Source organism: Stenotrophomonas maltophilia group sp. Smal32 (genome assembly GCF_030237085.1).
Taxonomy (GTDB): domain Bacteria; phylum Pseudomonadota; class Gammaproteobacteria; order Xanthomonadales; family Xanthomonadaceae; genus Stenotrophomonas; species Stenotrophomonas maltophilia_Q.
Genome location: NZ_JASJSI010000043.1, coordinates 2,675 through 20,245, shown reverse-complemented (window position 1 = coordinate 20,245; position 17,571 = coordinate 2,675). Strand labels below are relative to the sequence as shown.

The 17,571-nt window shown below is 66.9% G+C and carries 20 protein-coding genes; 4 read left to right on the top strand and 16 right to left on the bottom strand.

Annotation, left to right across the window (positions count from 1 at the left end):
* Positions 1–13 precede the first annotated feature (13 nt).
* Together ftsH and rlmE are read right to left on the bottom strand one after the other, a co-directional pair.
* On the bottom strand, positions 14–1,948 hold the full coding sequence (ftsH, locus tag QRO91_RS12160; RefSeq protein ID WP_049427664.1) for an ATP-dependent zinc metalloprotease FtsH: 1,935 nt from the start codon (positions 1,946–1,948) through the stop codon (positions 14–16).
* A gap of 69 nt (positions 1,949–2,017) precedes the next feature.
* Positions 2,018–2,650, bottom strand: a complete 633-nt coding sequence (gene rlmE / locus QRO91_RS12155) for a 23S rRNA (uridine(2552)-2'-O)-methyltransferase RlmE (protein WP_005409014.1) — start codon at positions 2,648–2,650, stop codon at positions 2,018–2,020.
* Positions 2,651–2,715: 65 nt separating this feature from the next.
* On the opposite strand from rlmE, the gene yhbY reads away from it, so the two are divergent.
* Together yhbY and QRO91_RS12145 are read left to right on the top strand one after the other, a co-directional pair.
* Positions 2,716–3,021, top strand: a complete 306-nt coding sequence (gene yhbY, locus QRO91_RS12150) for a ribosome assembly RNA-binding protein YhbY (RefSeq protein WP_004152868.1) — start codon at positions 2,716–2,718, stop codon at positions 3,019–3,021.
* A gap of 13 nt (positions 3,022–3,034) precedes the next feature.
* Positions 3,035–3,409 (top strand): Mth938-like domain-containing protein, encoded by a 375-nt coding sequence (locus tag QRO91_RS12145; RefSeq protein WP_010485970.1) that lies wholly within the window; start codon positions 3,035–3,037, stop codon positions 3,407–3,409.
* A gap of 149 nt (positions 3,410–3,558) precedes the next feature.
* Here the strand turns inward: QRO91_RS12145 and QRO91_RS12140 are convergent, their stop codons facing one another.
* From QRO91_RS12140 to surE, 4 genes are read right to left on the bottom strand one after another with little or no spacing between them, the layout of a single operon-like run.
* Positions 3,559–4,341 carry a peptidoglycan DD-metalloendopeptidase family protein gene (locus QRO91_RS12140; RefSeq protein ID WP_049429574.1) on the bottom strand — a complete coding sequence of 261 codons (783 nt, stop codon included), beginning with the start codon at positions 4,339–4,341 and terminating at the stop codon, positions 3,559–3,561.
* Entirely contained in the window at positions 4,338–4,952 is a 615-nt protein-coding gene (locus tag QRO91_RS12135) for a YqaA family protein (protein ID WP_014036746.1), read from the bottom strand. Before QRO91_RS12135 ends, QRO91_RS12140 begins: the two co-directional genes overlap by 4 nt.
* A gap of 18 nt (positions 4,953–4,970) precedes the next feature.
* Positions 4,971–5,648, bottom strand: coding sequence for a protein-L-isoaspartate(D-aspartate) O-methyltransferase (locus QRO91_RS12130; RefSeq protein ID WP_049429575.1), 678 nt, complete (start codon positions 5,646–5,648; stop codon positions 4,971–4,973).
* Positions 5,645–6,424: a 5'/3'-nucleotidase SurE gene (gene surE, locus QRO91_RS12125; RefSeq protein ID WP_012510655.1), complete on the bottom strand. Its 780-nt coding sequence runs from the start codon at positions 6,422–6,424 to the stop codon at positions 5,645–5,647. The genes QRO91_RS12130 and surE overlap by 4 nt, the downstream gene beginning before the upstream one ends.
* Positions 6,425–6,632: 208 nt before the next feature.
* Between surE and QRO91_RS12120 the strand changes: the two genes are divergently transcribed.
* Entirely contained in the window at positions 6,633–7,172 is a 540-nt protein-coding gene (locus QRO91_RS12120; protein WP_049429576.1) for a Smr/MutS family protein, read from the top strand.
* 215 nt (positions 7,173–7,387) lie between these two features.
* Here the strand turns inward: QRO91_RS12120 and truD are convergent, their stop codons facing one another.
* The 10 genes from truD to QRO91_RS12070 form a co-directional block, all read right to left on the bottom strand.
* Positions 7,388–8,419, bottom strand: a complete 1,032-nt coding sequence (truD, locus tag QRO91_RS12115; protein WP_049429577.1) for a tRNA pseudouridine(13) synthase TruD — start codon at positions 8,417–8,419, stop codon at positions 7,388–7,390.
* Entirely contained in the window at positions 8,416–8,913 is a 498-nt protein-coding gene (gene ispF / locus QRO91_RS12110; protein ID WP_049429578.1) for a 2-C-methyl-D-erythritol 2,4-cyclodiphosphate synthase, read from the bottom strand. The genes truD and ispF overlap by 4 nt, the downstream gene beginning before the upstream one ends.
* Before the next feature lie 34 nt (positions 8,914–8,947).
* Positions 8,948–9,646, bottom strand: coding sequence for a 2-C-methyl-D-erythritol 4-phosphate cytidylyltransferase (gene ispD, locus QRO91_RS12105; RefSeq protein WP_049429579.1), 699 nt, complete (start codon positions 9,644–9,646; stop codon positions 8,948–8,950).
* Positions 9,643–9,996: a cell division protein FtsB gene (gene ftsB / locus QRO91_RS12100; RefSeq protein WP_100443622.1), complete on the bottom strand. Its 354-nt coding sequence runs from the start codon at positions 9,994–9,996 to the stop codon at positions 9,643–9,645. Before ftsB ends, ispD begins: the two co-directional genes overlap by 4 nt.
* Positions 9,997–10,000: 4 nt before the next feature.
* The gene (gene eno / locus QRO91_RS12095) at positions 10,001–11,293 is read right to left on the bottom strand and encodes a phosphopyruvate hydratase (RefSeq protein ID WP_049429549.1); all 1,293 of its coding nucleotides are present in this window, start codon (positions 11,291–11,293) and stop codon (positions 10,001–10,003) included.
* Positions 11,294–11,389: 96 nt separating this feature from the next.
* Positions 11,390–11,719 (bottom strand): hypothetical protein, encoded by a 330-nt coding sequence (locus QRO91_RS12090; protein ID WP_197620673.1) that lies wholly within the window; start codon positions 11,717–11,719, stop codon positions 11,390–11,392.
* Positions 11,719–12,066 carry a hypothetical protein gene (locus QRO91_RS12085; RefSeq protein WP_049429548.1) on the bottom strand — a complete coding sequence of 116 codons (348 nt, stop codon included), beginning with the start codon at positions 12,064–12,066 and terminating at the stop codon, positions 11,719–11,721. The genes QRO91_RS12090 and QRO91_RS12085 overlap by 1 nt, the downstream gene beginning before the upstream one ends.
* Positions 12,063–12,893: a 3-deoxy-8-phosphooctulonate synthase gene (gene kdsA, locus QRO91_RS12080; RefSeq protein WP_014036736.1), complete on the bottom strand. Its 831-nt coding sequence runs from the start codon at positions 12,891–12,893 to the stop codon at positions 12,063–12,065. The genes QRO91_RS12085 and kdsA overlap by 4 nt, the downstream gene beginning before the upstream one ends.
* Positions 12,894–12,982: 89 nt before the next feature.
* Positions 12,983–14,647 (bottom strand): CTP synthase, encoded by a 1,665-nt coding sequence (locus QRO91_RS12075; protein ID WP_005408998.1) that lies wholly within the window; start codon positions 14,645–14,647, stop codon positions 12,983–12,985.
* Positions 14,648–15,047: 400 nt separating this feature from the next.
* On the bottom strand, positions 15,048–15,281 hold the full coding sequence (locus QRO91_RS12070) for a hypothetical protein (protein ID WP_049429546.1): 234 nt from the start codon (positions 15,279–15,281) through the stop codon (positions 15,048–15,050).
* Positions 15,282–15,453: 172 nt separating this feature from the next.
* On the opposite strand from QRO91_RS12070, the gene parE reads away from it, so the two are divergent.
* Positions 15,454–17,343 (top strand): DNA topoisomerase IV subunit B, encoded by a 1,890-nt coding sequence (gene parE / locus QRO91_RS12065; RefSeq protein ID WP_285310407.1) that lies wholly within the window; start codon positions 15,454–15,456, stop codon positions 17,341–17,343.
* Positions 17,344–17,571 lie beyond the last annotated feature (228 nt).

The window sequence follows — 17,571 nt, the reverse complement described above, 5'->3', positions numbered from 1 at the left end:
CTGCAGCAGGCCATCAGTGCGATTCGGCCGGGCCTGCGATCGGCGGCAGCGGACGGGCGTCGCCGCCCTTGTCGTCGCCACCATCCTTGTTCGACTTGTTCCAGCCAGCCGGCGGCGGCGGATCGCGACCTTCCATGATGGCGTCGATCTGCGGCGCGTCGATGGTCTCGTACTGCAGCAGCAGCTGGGACATCGCGTGCAGCTTGTCCAGGTTGGCCGTCATCAGCTCGGTGGTGCGTGCGTAGGCCTCGTCGAGGATGTTGCGCACTTCCTCGTCGATGCGGCGCGCGGTGTCGTTGGAGACACTCTTGTGCTGGGTGACCGAACGGCCCAGGAACACTTCGTCGTCCTCTTCGCCATAGGCGATCGGGCCAAGCTGATCGGAAAGACCCCACTTGGTGACCATGTTGCGGGCCATCTTGGTGGCACGTTCGATGTCGTTGGAGGCGCCGGTGGTGACCTTGTCGGCACCGAAGATCAACTCCTCGGCCACGCGGCCGCCGTACAGCGAGCACAGCTGCGACTTGATGGCCACGCGGTTCATCGAGTACTTGTCGCCTTCCGGCAGGTACATGGTCACACCCAGCGCGCGGCCGCGCGGGATGATGGTGACCTTGTAGACCGGGTCGTGCTCGGGCACCAGGCGGCCAACGATGGCGTGGCCGGCTTCGTGGTAGGCGGTGAGGGTCTTCTCCTCCTCGCTCATGGCCATCGAACGGCGCTCGGCACCCATCAGGATCTTGTCGCGGGCACGGTCGAAGTGGTCCATGCGGACTTCCTTCTCGTTGCCACGTGCGGCAAACAGGGCGGCCTCGTTGCAGAGATTGGCCAGGTCGGCGCCGGAGAAGCCCGGGGTACCGCGCGCGATCACCATCGGCTCGACATCGTCGGCCAGCGGCAGCTTGCGCATGTGGACCTTCAGGATGTGCTCGCGGCCCTTCACGTCCGGCAGGCCGACCACGACCTGGCGATCGAAACGGCCCGGGCGCAGCAGCGCCGGGTCCAGCACGTCCGGACGGTTGGTCGCGGCGATCACGATCACGCCTTCGCCACCTTCGAAACCGTCCATCTCGACCAGCAGCTGGTTCAGGGTCTGCTCGCGCTCGTCATGACCACCGCCCAGGCCGGCACCGCGATGGCGGCCGACGGCATCGATTTCGTCGATGAAGATGATGCACGGCGCGTGCTTCTTGGCCTGCTCGAACATGTCACGCACGCGGCTGGCGCCAACGCCGACGAACATTTCCACGAAGTCCGAACCGGAGATCGAGAAGAACGGCACCTTCGCTTCGCCGGCGATGGCCTTGGCCAGCAGCGTCTTGCCGGTACCCGGCGGGCCGACCATCAGCACGCCGCGCGGAATCTTGCCGCCCAGCTTGGTGAACTTGGACGGGTCGCGCAGGAAGTCGACCAGCTCGCCTACTTCTTCCTTGGCCTCGTCGCAGCCGGCGACATCGGCGAAGGTGACCTTGATCTGGTCTTCGCCCTGCAGCTTGGCGCGCGACTTGCCGAAGGACATCGCGCCCTTGGCACCGCCGCCACCGCCCTGCATCTGCCGCATGATGAACAACCAGAAGCCGATGATCAGGATGACCGGCAGGAAATTCATCAGGATCGCACCGAGGGAAATGCCGCTGGACGGCTCCTCCTGCACGATTTCCACGTTCTTGGTACGCAGCACGTTGATCAGGTCACGATCGAACGGCGCGGTGATGGTGGACGACTGCCCACCGCGGGTGGTGTAGGTCAGCTGGCTGGTGCCGCCGCGCATGTCGCCGCCGAAAGCGACTTTCTGCACGTTGCCGCTGTCCACCTGGTCCAGGAACTGCGAATACGACGCGCCCTGCGCCCCGGCCCCGGAGGACTTGGGCGAGAAGCTCTGGAAGACCACCATCAGCACGACGGCGACGACCACCCATAGCAGGAGGTTCTTGGTCAAGTCGTTCATCCTCATTGGCTCCGGTGTTCCTCTCAGTGCTGGCGTTGCGTTGGGGTCGAACTTGCGTACGTTGCGAGCTTACTTCATGTGGGCGCGTTTTCCCTGACCCAAGGCATACACCTCGGGAGAGCGCTTGCGCGAGGCCTCCGGCTTGCGGATGGAGACCTTGTCGTACCGGCGGCGCATGTCGCGCACGTAGTCGTCAAAGCCTTCACCCTGGAACAGCTTGATCAGGAACGCCCCACCGGTCTTCAGGTGGTTGTCGGCAAAATCCAGGGCCAGCTCCGCCAGGTGCATCATCCGCGGCTGGTCAACCGCGCCCACACCACTCTTATTGGGGGCCATGTCCGACAGCACAAGGTCTACCGGCTGGTCCCCGAGCATGGCTTCAAACTGTGATAGGACGGCTTCTTCCCTGAAGTCACCATGAAGGAACTCCACACCGGCCAGCGGCGGCATGTCCAGGATGTCCAAGGCGAGCACGCGACCGGTGTCGCCGATCTGTCTCCGCACCTGCTGAGACCAGCCACCCGGCGCCGCGCCGAGGTCGACCACCACCATGTGCGGCTTCAGCAACCGGTCACGTTCGAGCAGCTCTTCGAGCTTGTAGGCGGCGCGCGAGCGCATGCCTTCGGCCTGCGCCTTCTTCACGAAGGGGTCGGAGAAGTGTTCCTTGAGCCAGCGCTGGCTGCTTTTGCTGCGGGTAGCCATTGAAAATAGGGGCTGATGGGGTCCTCATGATACCCTGATCGCCCCATTCAACCGTGTTTTCCTGCATGTCCATCGCCCTGACCGCCTCCCAGACCCGTTTCCTGCGCGGCCAAGCCCACGACCTGAAGGCCCTGCTGCAGACCGGCGGCAAGGGTGTGACCCCGGCCTTCATCGCTGAGCTGAACGAAGTGCTGGAGCGCCACGAGCTGGTCAAGGTGAAGGTCGCTGCCGAAGACCGCGACGCACGTGACGTGATGATCGGCGAGATCGTCGAAGCCACCGAAAGCGCGCTGGTGCAGCGCATCGGCCACGTCGCCGTGCTGTACCGCCCGAGCAAGGAACAGCGCCAGATCGTGCTGCCGCGCGGCTGATCGCCCGACTGCCATGCAGCTGAACCACGAACCGCCGGATTACGCCTACAGCCTGCGCGCCGCCGATGGCCGCTCGGCCCGGGTCAACGAGCTGGTGCTGGGCAGCAGCTTCTTCCTGACCCCGGACCAGCTGGTCGAGCGCTGGCCGGTGAAGCAGGCCACCGAACTGCAGCTGGCCGACCTGGAGCCGATCCTGGCGCTGAACCCGGCACTGATCGTGCTCGGCACCGGCGACCGCCAGGTGTTCCCGCCGGCGGTGGTGATGGCGGCCTGCCTGTCGCGCGGGATCGGCCTGGAAGTGATGAACAATCCGGCCGCCGCGCGCACCTTCAACATCCTTGCAGGCGAAGGCCGCAAGGTTGCCGCCGCCTTCATTCTCGAAGGCTGACGTGGTGCCGCCGGGCATGGCCCGGCGCTACCCTGGATCACACTCGACTCTGTAGCGCCCGAGCCCACGCTCGGGCGGCGCCGCATCGCAGCGAAGAGCAGCCGAGCATGGCTCGGCTCTACATGTGGCGCTGCCCGTCTCTGCCTGCGTCAGCGCGCCGGCAGATACTGCTGCGGGTCGACCGGCTTGCCGTTGTAGCGGATCTCGAAGTGGACCATGTCGCGGTTCGCACCGGTACGGCCCATTTCGGCGATCTGCTCACCGGCCTTCACGCTCTGGCCTTCGTTCACCAGGCGCTTGCGGTTGTGGCCATAGGCCGACAGCCACTGGTCACTGTGCTTGATGATGATCAGCTCGCCATAACCGACCAGGCCGGCACCGGAGTACACCACCACGCCATTGGCGGTGGCCTTCACCGCCTGGCCGCTGGTGCCGGCGATATCCACGCCCTGCTTGGTTGCGTCACCGGCCACGTAGCGGCCAACGATGGCGCCGTCAGCCGGCCAGCGCCAGGCGATGTTGCTCTTCACCGGGCCGACCGGCGCCGGGGCTGGCGTGGTGCTGCCCGTGCTGCCACCGCCGGAACGCGGCGGGGTCACCACCGTGGTCGGCGCGCGGCCACCGCTGGCACCGGCCGGATACAGGCGGATCACCTGGCCCGGATGAATGGTCGACGGGTTGTCCAGGCTGTTCCAGGCGATCAGGTCGGCCGGAGTGATGTCATGGATGCGGGCCAGCGCATAGATGGTGTCGCCCTTGCGCACCACCACGGTCTGCCCGGGCTTGGGCACCGAGGTCTTCGGCGTGGTCACGCCACCAGTGCTGCCGCCGCCCGGGCGGACCACGGTGGCGGTGCCGCAGGCGGCCAGGGTTGAAACCAGCAACGCCAGCGCGCCGATGCGCACTCCCTTGCTCAGACGATCAGGATTCATGCGAACTTCGACCTCCATACAAGCCAGGCGATCAGCACCACCACCAACGCGGTGGCGATCCAGCCCAGCGGTTCAATCCAGCGACGCAGTGCCGCTTCAGCACGCGCACCACCGATACGGATGACCGCAGCCAGCACGAACACGCGCTTGCCACGACCGATCAGCATGCTCAACAGGTACTGCGGCATCGGTACACCGACGATACCCGATGCCCACGTGAAGACCTTCATCGGGATGGGCATGAAGCCGCCCAGCACCAGGAAGGTGAACACCGCCCAGGGCGACTCGGCCATCTTCGCCTGCACGGTGGTGATGCCCTGCTCGATGGCCGGCAGCATGCCCAGCGCTTCGAACAGCGGCTTGATCGCCTCGAAGGCGTAATGACCCAGTGCATAGCCAACCAGCGCGCCGACCATCGAGCCGGCCAGGCTGAGGGTGGCGAACCACCAGCCGCGCTTGGGCTGGGCCACGCACATCGGCGCCAGCATCACTTCCGGCATCACCGGGAAGATGATCGCCTCGAAGAAGCTCAACACCGTCAGGTAGGTCGGCGCGCGTTCGTGCGCCGCCCACTTCATCGCCCGCTCGTACAGCGGCCCGAAAATCTTCATGCAACCCTGCTCCGTGGATTAGTCGAGCATGCCGGACAGCAGCGGCACGAAGGTGACCGGCGCCAGCACGCGTTGTTCGATGCTGCCGTCAGCCTTGCGGTCCAGCTGCACCAGCGACTGCCCGCCCGGCCCACCGACCGGCGCCACCAGGCGGCCGCCCTCGGCCAGCTGCCCGACCAGTTCATCGACCAGTGCGGGCGCTGCAGCGGTGACCACGATGGCATCGAACGGGCCATGCTCGGCCCAGCCGGCGCGGCCGTCGTCATGCTTGGTGCGGATGTTCATGCCCAGCGCACGGAAGCGCTTGCGCGCCTGCCGCAGCAGGTCGCCGATGCGCTCGACGGTGTAGATTTCCAGGCCCAGCGCGCCGAGCACGGCGGCCTGGTAGCCGGAACCGGTACCGACTTCCAGCACTTTCTTCGGCGAGACTTGCAGCACGGCTTCGGTCATGCGCGCCACCACCCACGGCTGGGAAATGGTCTGGCCGTGGCCGATCGGCAGGGCGGTGTCTTCGTAGGCGCGTGACGCAAGCGCTTCGTCGATGAACAGATGACGTGGCACCACCCGGATCGCATTCAAGGTCGACTCGTCGACGATGCCGGCCTCGCGCAGGCGATCGACCAGGCGGTCACGCACGCGCTGCGAGGTCATGCCGATACCAACGGCTTCCGGTTGCAGGCGAAGGCGTGGACTCATGCCGGCTGGTCCAGCGCGGCGCTGAGGCCGCCGACCCAGCTGGCCACCTTCTCCAGGGCCTGGTAGCGGGTCAGGTCGACCTGGATGGGGGTGATCGAGATGTGGCCGGTGCGTACCGCGTGGAAATCGGTACCAGGGCCGGAGTCCTGCTCACGACCGGCCGGGCCGATCCAGTAGACCTCGTTGCCGCGCGGGTCCTTCTGCGCGATGCAGCCTTCGGCGCGATGGCGGTTGCCCAGGCGCGTGACCTCGAAGCCCTTGACCTCGTTCCACGGCAGGTCCGGCACGTTGACGTTGAGGATGGTGTCGGCGGGCAGCGGATCGGCCTTGAGCCGGGCAACGATCTCGACCGCGGCGCGCGCTGCGGTCTCGAAATGCTTCGGGTCGTGATTGCGGCTGACCAGTGAAACAGCAACCGCCGGCAAGCCGAGGAAACGACCTTCCATCGCCGCCGAGACGGTGCCGGAATAGATCACGTCATCGCCGAGGTTGGCAGCATTGTTGATGCCGGACACGACAATGTCGGGCTCGAATTCAAGCAGGCCGGTCAGCGCCAGGTGCACGCAGTCGGTGGGCGTACCTGCCACCGAGACGGTGTAATGGTCGATGCGCTTGAGGCGGATCGGCAGGTCCAGGGTCAGCGAGTTGCTGGCACCGGAGCGATCGCGGTCGGGTGCGACCACCGTGACTTCGTGTCCAGCCTCGCGCAGCACCGAGGCCAGCATCCGGATGCCTGCGGCGTCGACACCGTCGTCGTTACTCACCAGGATTCGCATCTTCGATTTAACCGCTTGATTTTCCAAGAATTCGATTCCGTCACCGTGCAGTGTGGGCGGGACCGTCGTGCTCCCTGCGGAAGCCGTCGACCCTGCAAGGGCATCATCTATTGTGCCGCATGCGAGCCGCCGGTCCTACCCTGCCGGCGGTCACGACCGACATTGAACCGTCATAGGCAGACCTGCGCCGGCGGTTTACCCTGTGCGCATGTCGCACCCTGAAGACGAAGATCCGGCCGCATTGTTCCGTGCGGCCATCGGCGAAGTGACGCCGCTGCGCAAGGATGCCGAGCCGGCCCCCGCCGCGCCCCGGCCGAAGCCGCGCGCGCGCATGGCCGAACGCGACGAGGCCGAAGCGGCCGGCGAGTTCGCTCGGCTGCTGCGCGACAGCTCCCCGCTGGAAGCCGGCGACGTGGCCAGCTATCGCCGCGACAACCTGCCGCCGCGCCTGTTCCAGCGCCTGAAGCGTGGCCAGTATTCGGTGCAGGACGAACTGGACCTGCATGGTGCCACTGCCGCGCAGGCACAGACGCTGCTGCGCCAGTTCCTGCTGGAGGCGCATGCACACGAGTACGGCTGCGTGCGCATCATCCATGGCAAGGGATTGCAGTCCGATGGTGGCGCGCCGGTGCTGAAGAACCTGGTCGATCGCCTGCTGCGGCTGCGCAACGACGTGCTGGCCTTCCATTCGGCGCCGACCGGACAAGGCGGCACCGGCGCGGTGCTGGTGCTGCTGGCGCGACGATGAAAAAAGGGGACGCCATGCATCCAGGTAGAGTCGACTGTCAGTCGACTGCTCTTCCAGCGGCACGCGAATACCCCGCGCTGCGCGCGCAAGTCGACTAACAGTCGACTCTACCGCGCGCCCTGCTCAGGCCGAACCGAGTTCGTGCAGCACAGCGGTGTAGAGTCGACTGTCAGTCGACTGCTCTTCCAGCGGCGCGCGAAAACCGCGCGCCCTGGTCAGGCCTGCGAAGCGTCTTCGACGGGGCCGAGCTCGTGCAGCACGGCCGTCGCGTAGCAGCCGGGCGGCAATGCGAACGACAGCTCCAGCACGTCATCGGCCAGCCACTGGTGCTGCAGCAGCGCCGGGCGCAGGCGCAGCGCGCGGCGCTCCTGCTTCAGGCGCGCGTCTTCCAGGCCGGCCCGCAGCGCCTTCGATTCCTCGTCGTCCAGCGCGGCCAGCTCCAGCTCGCGTGCCGCTTCGGTGCTGCGCAGCTCGCCTTCGCCCCACAGCGGCGCGCTGGGATGGATGTCGAAACGCGTCAGGCGCTCGGCCAGCACGTCGGTGTACGGCTCGGGTCCGAACACGCTGCGGCTGCCATCGAGCATCCACACTTCACCGTCCAGCGGCTGATCCCAGCTGCCCTGCTCCACGCGCGCGGCCAGCACACGGTTGAACAGCGCCGAGCGGGCCGCCGACAGCAGCAATGAACGCTGGTCCTTGCGCATGCGGCGGCCACCGAACATCGCCAGTGCCGCCGGCACGTTGCCGCCGTCGCGGCCGAAGCGCTGCTCACCGAACCAGTTCGGCAGGCCGCGCCCGGCAATCTGCTGCAGGCGCTCGCTGATCGCAGTGGCATCACCCTGCACCTCGCGCAGCACCAGCTTGAAGCGGTTGCCAGCCAGTGCGCCACGCTGCAGCTTGCGGTTGTGCCATGTGGACTCGATCACTTCGATCTCGTCACCGGCCAGCTCGGCCAGGTCCGGCGCAACGCGCTTGGGCAGGTGCACGCTGAAACGCTGGGTAGTGACCGCGTGGCGATCCTTCATGCCCGCGTAGCTCACCGCCATTTCCGGCAGGCCGGCCCACTTGGCCAGCAGCTTGGCCACATGCACGGTGTTGGCACCGCGCTTGCGGATGTGCAGCAACAGGTGCTCGCCTTCGCCGGTGGCCTCGAAGGCGGGCAGCTCGTCGACCTGGAAATCTTCCGGCGTGGTGCGGATGCGCGCCGTCAACAACGGCGCACCGAACGCGAGCGGCAGCGGGATCATGCCGCCACCAGCAACACGACCGCCTGTGCGGCAATGCCTTCACCGCGCCCGGTGAAACCCAGCTTCTCCGACGTGGTTGCCTTCACGCTGACCGTATCCAGCGGCAACTGCAGCAGCTCGCCGATGCGCTCACGCATGGCCAGGGCATGCGGGCCGACCTTGGGCCGCTCGCAGATCACGGTGATGTCGGTGTTGCCGACACGCCAGCCGCGCTCGCGCAGCAGGGTGTCGCAATGGCGGACGAAATCGCTGCTGTCGGCGCCCTTCCAGCGGTCGTCACTGGGCGGGAAATGCTGGCCGATGTCACCCAGCGCCAGCGCACCGAGCATCGCATCGCACAAGGCGTGCAGGATCACGTCGCCGTCGCTGTGCGCAAGCACGCCACAGCTGTGTGGAACGTTCACGCCGCCAAGCATGATGTGATCGCCTTCGCCGAAGGCATGGACGTCATAGCCCTGGCCGATGCGGACGGGCGGGAACGGTGCGGTGCTCATGGATGCAACCCTTGCAGCAGGGCCGCGCGGGCAATCAGCTGGCGCGGCGGGAAAGTACGAATTCGAACCGGTCCAGATCGGCCGGGGTGGTGACCTTGAAGTTGTCCTCGCTGCCTTCCACCAGCAGCGGGCGCTGGCCCTGGCGCTCCATGGCCATCGCCTCGTCGGTGACGTCGACACCGGCGGCCGCGGCTTCGGACAACGCGCGGCTGAGTTGATGGCGACGGAACAACTGCGGGGTCAGCGCGCGCCACAGGCGCTCGCGCGGCTCGGTGCCATCGATGCCGCCGTCGTCACCCGCACGCTTGAGCGTGTCGCGCACCGGGGCAGCCAGGATCGCGCCGACCGGGTCGGCACGGCCGACCTCAAGCAGGCGGCCGAGATCGGCCGGCGACAGGTTCGGCCGCGCGGCATCGTGGACCAGTACGAACTCATCCGCGCGCACCGTTTCCGGCAGCGCCTGCAGGCCTGCCAGCACCGAAGCGGCGCGGGTCGCGCCACCAATGCAGGTCAACACCGGCTTGCCCACCCATTCGTTCCAGCCGGGCCAGTCGGCATCGTCCTGGCCGATCACCACCATCGCCCCGGCCACGGCCGGGTGCGCCAGCAGGGCGTCCAGGGTATGGGCAAGCAGGATCTGCCCACCTGCCTGCAGGTACTGCTTGGGCAACGGCGCGCCGAAGCGGGTGCCACGGCCGGCAGCCGGAACCACGACCCAGATCGCCGCACTCATGGCACGTCCGCCGGGTGTTCGCCGACCTGCGCACTGACACCTGCCGCAGGTTGCGGCGGTTGGACCGGCGCATCCTCGACCACGCGGTAGAACTTTTCGCCAGGCTTGATCATGCCCAGCTCGCTGCGCGCGCGTTCCTCGATGGCGGACTGGCCTTCCTTGAGGTCCTTCACTTCCGCAGCCAGCGCATCATTGCGCTGCTGCAGGCCCTCATTGTCCCGCTCCTGGTTGGCGACCTGGGCTTCGAGCATCATCACTTCGCCCGAATTGCCCGGACCGAACCAGAAGCGGTACTGCAGCCAGCCCAGCAGCAGGGCCAGCACCAGCAGCATCCAGCGCCAGTCGCGCATGGGTTCAGCGCTTCAGCGAAACGAACGCGTCACGACCGGCGTAACGCGCGCCAGCACCGAGGGCTTCCTCGATGCGCAGCAGCTGGTTGTACTTGGCCACGCGATCGCTGCGGCACAGCGAGCCGGTCTTGATCTGGGTGGCGGTGGTGGCCACGGCGATGTCGGCGATGGTGGTGTCTTCGGTTTCGCCCGAACGGTGCGAGACCACGGCAGCATAGCCGGCGCGGTCGGCCATGGCGATCGCTTCCAGGGTTTCGCTCAGGGTGCCGATCTGGTTGACCTTGATCAGGATCGCGTTGGCGGTGCCCGAGTCGATGCCTTCCTGGAAGATCTTCGGGTTGGTCACGAACAGGTCGTCACCGACCAGCTGCACCTTCTTGCCGATGCGGTCGGTCAGCAGCTTCCAGCCGCCCCAGTCGTTCTCGGCCAGACCGTCTTCGATCGTGATGATCGGGTACTGCGCGGCCCAGTCGGCGAGGAAGTCGACGAACTGCTCGGAGGTCAGGCGCTTGTTCTCGCCGACCAGGTTGTACTTGCCGTTCTCGAAGAACTCGCTGGACGCCACGTCCAGGCCCAGCAGCACGTCTTCACCCGCGGTGTAGCCGGCCTTGCCGATCGCTTCGAGGATGGTGTCCAGCGCTTCGACGTTGCTGCGGAAGTCCGGCGCGAAGCCGCCTTCGTCGCCGACCGCCGTGCTCAGGCCGTGGCCCTTCAGCACCGACTTCAGCGAATGGAAGATTTCGGTACCGGCGCGCAGCGCTTCGGAGAACGAGGTGAAGCCGACCGGCAGCACCATGAACTCCTGGAAGTCGACGTTGTTGTCGGCATGCGCACCGCCGTTGATGATGTTCATCATCGGCACCGGCAGCGACGGGGTCACGCCGGTCTTGGCGGCCAGGTACTGCCACAGTGCCTGCTTGCTCGATGCGGCGGCGGCATGCGCGGCGGCCATCGAAACACCCAGCAGTGCGTTGGCGCCCAGGCGGCCCTTGTTCTCGGTGCCGTCGAGGTCGATCAGGCGACGGTCGAGGCCGGCCTGGTCGGTGGCCTCGAAGCCCTTCAGCGCGGCGGCAATGGTGGTGTTGACGTTGTCGACGGCCTTGCGCACGCCCTTGCCCAGGTAACGGGTCTTGTCGCCGTCACGCAGCTCGACCGCTTCCTTGGTGCCGGTCGAGGCGCCGGAGGGAACCGCGGCACGACCGAACGAACCGTCCTCCAGGATGACTTCGGCTTCCAGCGTGGGGTTGCCACGGCTGTCGAGGATTTCACGGGCGTGGATGCTGCGGATCGTACTCATGGTCGGGCCGGTTACCTGTCTGGAGAGGGGGCGACAAAACGAATGCCGCGTGATTATCCCCGGCTGCCCGCCACTTGCCAAATGGCGCAGGCCGCTTCAGCCCCAGCTGGACCCGATCACGATCAGGACCATCGATACCAGCATCACCAGCAATGCACCGGCAATCGCCGCCAGGATGGGGCCACGCTGCCGACGCCAGGCCAGCACCATCGCCACCGGGCAGCCCAGGAAGGACAGCACCATCGTGACCAACGCGCCCAGCATCCACCATTGCGTGGCCTGCACGCCGTTGTTTCCGTCCCCCGGCGGCCGGAAGCCGGCCGTGAAGGCCAGCACGCCCACCACAAGGGCCATCCAGGTCAACAAGGCCAGGCCCAGAGCGATCAGCCCCCAGGGCCAGCCGCGCGCCGACGTGGTCGTATTCATCAAAGCACTCCGTAGAACAGGGCGCCGAACCACAGCGACAGCAGGATGATCGCCAGGCCGGCGGCCACCTTGCCACGGTTCAGGCGCCAGGCCAGTACGGCCGCAGCGGCGCAGCCCATGGCCGCTACCAACTCTGCGACCATCAGCCCGATGAAGTACGCGCGCAGATTGAGCGCGCTGCCACCATCACCCGGCGGCCGCACGGACGCTGCGCCGATCAGCACCAGGCCGAACATGCCCACGGTGAACAGCACGGCAAGGCCCAGTGCAATCAGGCCCCAGGGCCACTGCTTCCAGTGCCGGCGGCGGCGCTGGGCTTCCAGCGCCAGCCACGGGTCACGACTCACGCGAAGCGCGAGAAGCCGTGCTTCTTGGTCACCGCATCGAGTTCCATCAGGGTCTCGAGCAGCGCTTCCATCTGGTCCAGCGGCCACGCATTGGGGCCATCGGACAGTGCCTTGGACGGATCCGGATGGGTCTCGGCGAACAGGCCGGAGATGCCCACCGCCACGGCGGCACGGGCCAGCACCGGCACGTGCTCGCGCTGGCCGCCGGAACTGGTGCCCTGCCCGCCCGGCAGCTGCACCGAATGGGTGGCGTCGAACACCACCGGGCAACCGGTATCGCGCATCACCGCCAACGAACGCATGTCGCTGACCAGGTTGTTGTAGCCAAAGCTGGCACCCCGCTCGCAGACCATGATCTGCTCATTGCCGGTGGCCTTGGCCTTCTCAACGACCGGCTTCATGTCCCACGGCGCCAGGAACTGGCCCTTCTTGATGTTGACCGGCTTGCCGGCCGAGCACACCTTGCGGATGAAGTCGGTCTGGCGGACCAGGAACGCGGGGGTCTGCAGCACATCCACCACCGAGGCCACTTCGTCCATCGGGGTGTATTCGTGGACGTCGGTCAGCACCGGCACGCCGATCTGCTTCTTGACCTCGGCCAGGACCTTCAGGCCCTCTTCCATGCCCGGGCCGCGGAAGGCGGTGCCCGAGGTGCGGTTGGCCTTGTCGAAGCTGGACTTGAAGATGAAGTTGACGCCGAGCTTGTCGGTGACCTCCTTCAGCTTGCCGGCGGTATCGAGCTGCAGCTGCATCGACTCGATCACGCAGGGGCCAGCGATCAGGAACAGGGGCTGGTCCAGCCCGACCTCGAATCCACACAGTTTCATGGCGTTTCCTTGTTGTCCGCAGCACCGGACGGGCCGGTGCGCTGGGGGTTGAAGCATGCAGGATGGGGGCCGAAGCCCCCATCCACAAGTCAGGCACGCGCTTCGGAAAGCAGCTTGCCACCGGCCTTGCGCTCGCGCGCGGCACGGATGAAACCGATGAACAGCGGGTGGCCGTCACGCGGCGTGGACAGGAATTCCGGGTGCGCCTGGCAGGCCAGGAACCACGGGTGCGCATCGCGCGGCAGCTCGACCACTTCCACCAGGGTGTCATCCATCGACTTGCCGGCGATCACCAGGCCGGCATCTTCCAGCTGGGTGCGGTAGCGGTTGTTGAACTCGTAACGGTGGCGATGGCGCTCGGCGACCACGTCCTTGCCGTACAGCTCGCGGGCCAGCGTGCCCGGCTTCAAGCGCTGTTCCTGCAGGCCCAGGCGCATGGTGCCGCCAAGGTCGCTCTTGTCGTCGCGCTTCTCGACATCGCCGGTGGCGGTGCGCCACTCGGTGATCAGGCCGATCACCGGGTTCGGCGACTGGCGATCGTTCTCGGTGCTGTTGGCGCCTTCCAGGCCGACCACGTTGCGGGCGTAGTCCACCACCGCCGCCTGCATGCCGTAGCAGATGCCGAAGTACGGCACCTGCTGCTCGCGGGCGAACTTCGAGGTCAGCACCTTGCCTTCAAAGCCGCGGTCACCGAAGCCACCCGGCACCAGGATGCCGTCGACATCGGCCAGTGCGGCCATGTCGGTGCCTTCCAGATCCTGCGCTTCCAGCCACTTCAGGTTGACCTTGGTGCGCTGGCGCAGGCCGCCGTGCTTGAGGGCTTCGCCGACCGACTTGTAGGCGTCCTGGTGGTCGACGTACTTGCCGACCACGGCGATGGTCACTTCGTCCAGCGGGTGCAGGGTCGCATCGACCGCGTCTTCCCACATCGACAGGTCGACCGGACCGGCCTTGTCAGCCAGCTTCAGCTGGTTGACCACGATCTCGTCCAGGCCCTGCGCATGCAGGCCCGACGGAATGCGGTACAGCACGTCCACGTCCGGCACGCTGATGACGGCACGCTCGGAAACGTTGGTGAACTGGGCGATCTTGCGTCGCTCAGAATCCGGCACCGCCTGCTCGGAGCGGCACAGCAGCACGTCCGGCTGGATGCCGATCGAGCGCAGCTCCTTCACCGAATGCTGGGTCGGCTTGGTCTTCAGCTCACCGGCGGCGCCAATGTACGGCACCAGGGTGAGGTGCATGAACAGCGCCTTCTCCGGGCCACGCTCGGTGCGCACCTGGCGGATCGCTTCCAGGAACGGCAGCGACTCGATGTCGCCGACAGTACCGCCGATCTCGACCAGGGCCACGTCGTAGCCTTCGGTGGCTTCATCGATGCAGCGGCGGATCTCGTCGGTGATGTGCGGAATGACCTGCACGGTCGCGCCCAGGTAGTCGCCGCGGCGCTCCTTGCGGATCACGTTCTCGTAGATGCGGCCGGTGGTGACCGAGTTCTTGCGGCTCAGGCGGGTGCGCACGAAGCGCTCGTAGTGGCCCAGGTCGAGGTCGGTCTCGGCGCCGTCGTCGGTGACGTAGACCTCACCGTGCTGGAACGGGCTCATGGTGCCCGGGTCGACGTTGATGTACGGGTCGAGCTTCATCATCGTGACCTTCAGGCCACGGGCTTCGAGAATGGCGGCCAGTGACGCAGCGGCAATGCCTTTGCCGAGCGAGGACACCACGCCGCCGGTTACGAAAATCAAGGGAGTCATGGCTGCAAGCATCCTGTCTGGAAATGGAAAACGGCAGCACCACGCGCACCCGGAGGGCGGGCATGGAGCTTGAAGGGGGTTTTCCGGTTCGCTGGGGCAGCGAGGGAGGTGCTGGGCCGTGCGGCGGCAGGCGCCGGACGGGGACCACCCTGCGAGGTCGGGGCGGCCGTGCCGGTCATATCGACCGTCACCTGCGACCCGTATTGCTGGCGACCACGCATGGTCGTGCCAGCCCATTCGCAAAGGGTGGACACGCACTTACTCCCGGAAAGCCATAGTTTACAGATTGATGGCCGCCAACCCAAGAGGCAGTTGCGGCCATCACCCAAAAGAAACGCCCCGCTGGGCGGGGCGTCGGGGGGCGAATCCCTTGCGGCAAGGGCTTCGGAGGGTGGAAGGATTACTTCTTCTTCCTCGCCTCTTCTTCCTCTTCCTGCTGCGGGGCCGGCTGGCCCTGCGCCTTCATTTCGGCATTGGCCTGGGCGCGGCGCTTGGCCTTGGCATCGGCTTCGGCCTGCGCCTTGTCGGCCTGGTCACCCTGCTGCGGGGCCGGCTGGCCGGCGTTCTGCGCCACCACCAGCGGCACTGCAACGGCGGCAGCGGCCAGGATCGCAATGGTCAGCAACTTCTTCATGAGGTCCTCCTCGCGGTATGGCTTGGATGTTTCGACCCAACGGGGGTCGCCGGCGTTCAGATTCCAGCGACTGCCATTTTACCCCCTCCCCGCCGCCGAGGCTGAACCGCAGGCGTGCAAATTCGGCGCACAGACCGCACACTTGCGCGTCGCTCCGCGCTTTAGAAGATAGATGAACGCCCGCTATAACGCCGCCGATATTGAAGTCCTGTCCGGCCTTGACCCGGTCAAGCGCCGTCCCGGCATGTATACCGACACCGCGCGCCCGAACCACCTGGCGCAGGAAGTGATCGACAACTCGGTGGACGAGGCCCTCGCCGGCCACGCCCGCTCGATCGAGTTCACCCTGTACAAGGACGGCAGCGTGGAGGTCAGCGATGACGGCCGCGGCATGCCGGTGGACATCCATCCGGAAGAGAAGATCCCGGGCGTCGAGCTGATCCTCACCCGCCTGCATGCGGGCGGCAAGTTCAGCAACAACAACTACACCTTCTCCGGCGGCCTGCACGGCGTCGGCGTCAGCGTGGTCAACGCGCTGTCGACCCTGGTGGAAGTGCACATCAAGCGCGAAGGCGCCGAACACCGCATCACCTTCCGCAACGGCGACCGCGCCACCCCGCTGGAAGTGGTCGGCACTGTCGGCAAGAAGAACACCGGTACCCGCGTGCGCTTCTGGCCGGACCCGAAGTACTTCGATACGCCGAAGTTCGCGGTGCGCGCGCTCAAGCACCTGCTGCGCGCCAAGGCCGTGCTGTGCCCGGGCCTGACCGTCAAGCTGACCGACGAGGCCACCGGCGAAGTCGACACCTGGTACTACGAAGACGGCCTGCGCGATTACCTGAAGCTGGAACTGGGCGAGCGCGAATCGCTGCCGGCCGACCTGTTCGTCGGCAACCTGAAGAAGGACACCGAGGTGGTGGACTGGGCCGTGGCCTGGCTGCCGGAAGGTGAACTGGTGCAGGAAAGCTACGTCAACCTGATTCCCACCGCCCAGCATGGCACCCACGTCAACGGCCTGCGTACCGGGCTGACCGAGGCGCTGCGCGAGTTCTGCGACTTCCGCAACCTGCTGCCGCGTGGCGTCAAGCTGGCCCCGGAAGACGTGTGGGACCGCGTGTCGTTCGTGCTGTCGCTGAAGATGACCGACCCGCAGTTCAGCGGCCAGACCAAGGAACGCCTGTCCTCGCGCCAGGCAGCCGGTTTCGTTGAAGGCGCCGCCCACGATGCCTTCAGCCTGCTGTTGAACCAGAACGTGGAGCTGGGCGAGAAGATCGCGCAGATCGCCATCGAGCGTGCCAGCGCACGCCTGAAGACCGAGAAGCTGGTCGTCCGCAAGAAGGTCACCCAGGGCCCGGCCCTGCCCGGCAAGCTGGCCGACTGCATCAGCCAGGACCTGTCGCGCACCGAGCTGTTCCTGGTGGAAGGTGACTCGGCAGGCGGCAGCGCCAAGCAGGCCCGCGACAAGGACTTCCAGGCCATCATGCCGTTGCGCGGCAAGATCCTGAACACCTGGGAAGTCTCGTCCAACAGCGTGCTGGCCTCGGAAGAAGTACACAACCTGGCCATCGCCATCGGCTGCGACCCGGGCAAGGATGACATCAGCGGCCTGCGCTACGGCAAGGTCATCATCCTGGCCGACGCGGACTCCGACGGCCTGCACATCGCAACGCTGCTGACCGCACTGTTCCTGAAGCACTTCCCGGCGCTGGTCGATGCCGGCCACGTGTTCGTGGCGATGCCGCCGCTGTTCCGCATCGACGTGGGCAAGCAGGTGTTCTACGCCCTGGACGAAGAGGAAAAGCGCTCGATGCTGGACAAGATCGAACGCGAGAAGATCAAGGGCGCCATCAACGTGACCCGCTTCAAGGGCCTGGGCGAGATGAACCCGCCGCAGCTGCGTGAATCCACCATCCACCCGGATACGCGCCGGCTGGTGCAGCTGACCGTGGACGATCGCGAACAGACAAGTTCGCTGATGGACATGCTGCTGGCCAAGAAGCGCGCCTCCGACCGCAAGGGCTGGCTGGAGTCGAAGGGCGACCTGGCCTCGCTGGAAGTCTGATGCCGCCGCGGGGGGGGGGGGGGGGGCCCCCCCCCCCCCCCCCCCCACCCCCCCCCCCCCCCCCCCCCCCGCCCCCCCCCCCCCCGCCCCCGCCCCCCCCCCCCCCCCCCCCCCGCCCCCCCCCCCCCCCCCCCCCCCCCCCACCCCCCCCCCCACCCCCGCCCCCCCCGCGCCACCCCCGACGCCCCCCCCCCCCCCCCCCTGGTCCCCCCCCCCCCGCGCGCCCCC

Coding starts and splice junctions, on each gene's coding strand:
- kdsA (WP_014036736.1), bottom strand. CDS start 12,893: ATGAAACTGTGTGGATTCGAGGTCGGGCTGGACCAGCCCCTGTTCCTG.
- QRO91_RS12135 (WP_014036746.1), bottom strand. CDS start 4,952: ATGAAGATTTTCGGGCCGCTGTACGAGCGGGCGATGAAGTGGGCGGCG.
- ftsB (WP_100443622.1), bottom strand. CDS start 9,996: ATGCGCGACTGGCGCTGGATGCTGCTGGTGCTGGCCCTGCTGCTGGGC.
- ispD (WP_049429579.1), bottom strand. CDS start 9,646: ATGAGTGCGGCGATCTGGGTCGTGGTTCCGGCTGCCGGCCGTGGCACC.
- QRO91_RS12075 (WP_005408998.1), bottom strand. CDS start 14,647: ATGACTCCCTTGATTTTCGTAACCGGCGGCGTGGTGTCCTCGCTCGGC.
- rlmE (WP_005409014.1), bottom strand. CDS start 2,650: ATGGCTACCCGCAGCAAAAGCAGCCAGCGCTGGCTCAAGGAACACTTC.
- QRO91_RS12140 (WP_049429574.1), bottom strand. CDS start 4,341: ATGAATCCTGATCGTCTGAGCAAGGGAGTGCGCATCGGCGCGCTGGCG.
- ftsH (WP_049427664.1), bottom strand. CDS start 1,948: ATGAACGACTTGACCAAGAACCTCCTGCTATGGGTGGTCGTCGCCGTC.
- QRO91_RS12070 (WP_049429546.1), bottom strand. CDS start 15,281: ATGAAGAAGTTGCTGACCATTGCGATCCTGGCCGCTGCCGCCGTTGCA.
- ispF (WP_049429578.1), bottom strand. CDS start 8,913: ATGAGCACCGCACCGTTCCCGCCCGTCCGCATCGGCCAGGGCTATGAC.
- yhbY (WP_004152868.1), top strand. CDS start 2,716: ATGTCCATCGCCCTGACCGCCTCCCAGACCCGTTTCCTGCGCGGCCAA.
- parE (WP_285310407.1), top strand. CDS start 15,454: ATGAACGCCCGCTATAACGCCGCCGATATTGAAGTCCTGTCCGGCCTT.
- eno (WP_049429549.1), bottom strand. CDS start 11,293: ATGAGTACGATCCGCAGCATCCACGCCCGTGAAATCCTCGACAGCCGT.
- QRO91_RS12120 (WP_049429576.1), top strand. CDS start 6,633: ATGTCGCACCCTGAAGACGAAGATCCGGCCGCATTGTTCCGTGCGGCC.
- truD (WP_049429577.1), bottom strand. CDS start 8,419: ATGATCCCGCTGCCGCTCGCGTTCGGTGCGCCGTTGTTGACGGCGCGC.
- QRO91_RS12145 (WP_010485970.1), top strand. CDS start 3,035: ATGCAGCTGAACCACGAACCGCCGGATTACGCCTACAGCCTGCGCGCC.
- QRO91_RS12130 (WP_049429575.1), bottom strand. CDS start 5,648: ATGAGTCCACGCCTTCGCCTGCAACCGGAAGCCGTTGGTATCGGCATG.
- QRO91_RS12090 (WP_197620673.1), bottom strand. CDS start 11,719: ATGAATACGACCACGTCGGCGCGCGGCTGGCCCTGGGGGCTGATCGCT.
- surE (WP_012510655.1), bottom strand. CDS start 6,424: ATGCGAATCCTGGTGAGTAACGACGACGGTGTCGACGCCGCAGGCATC.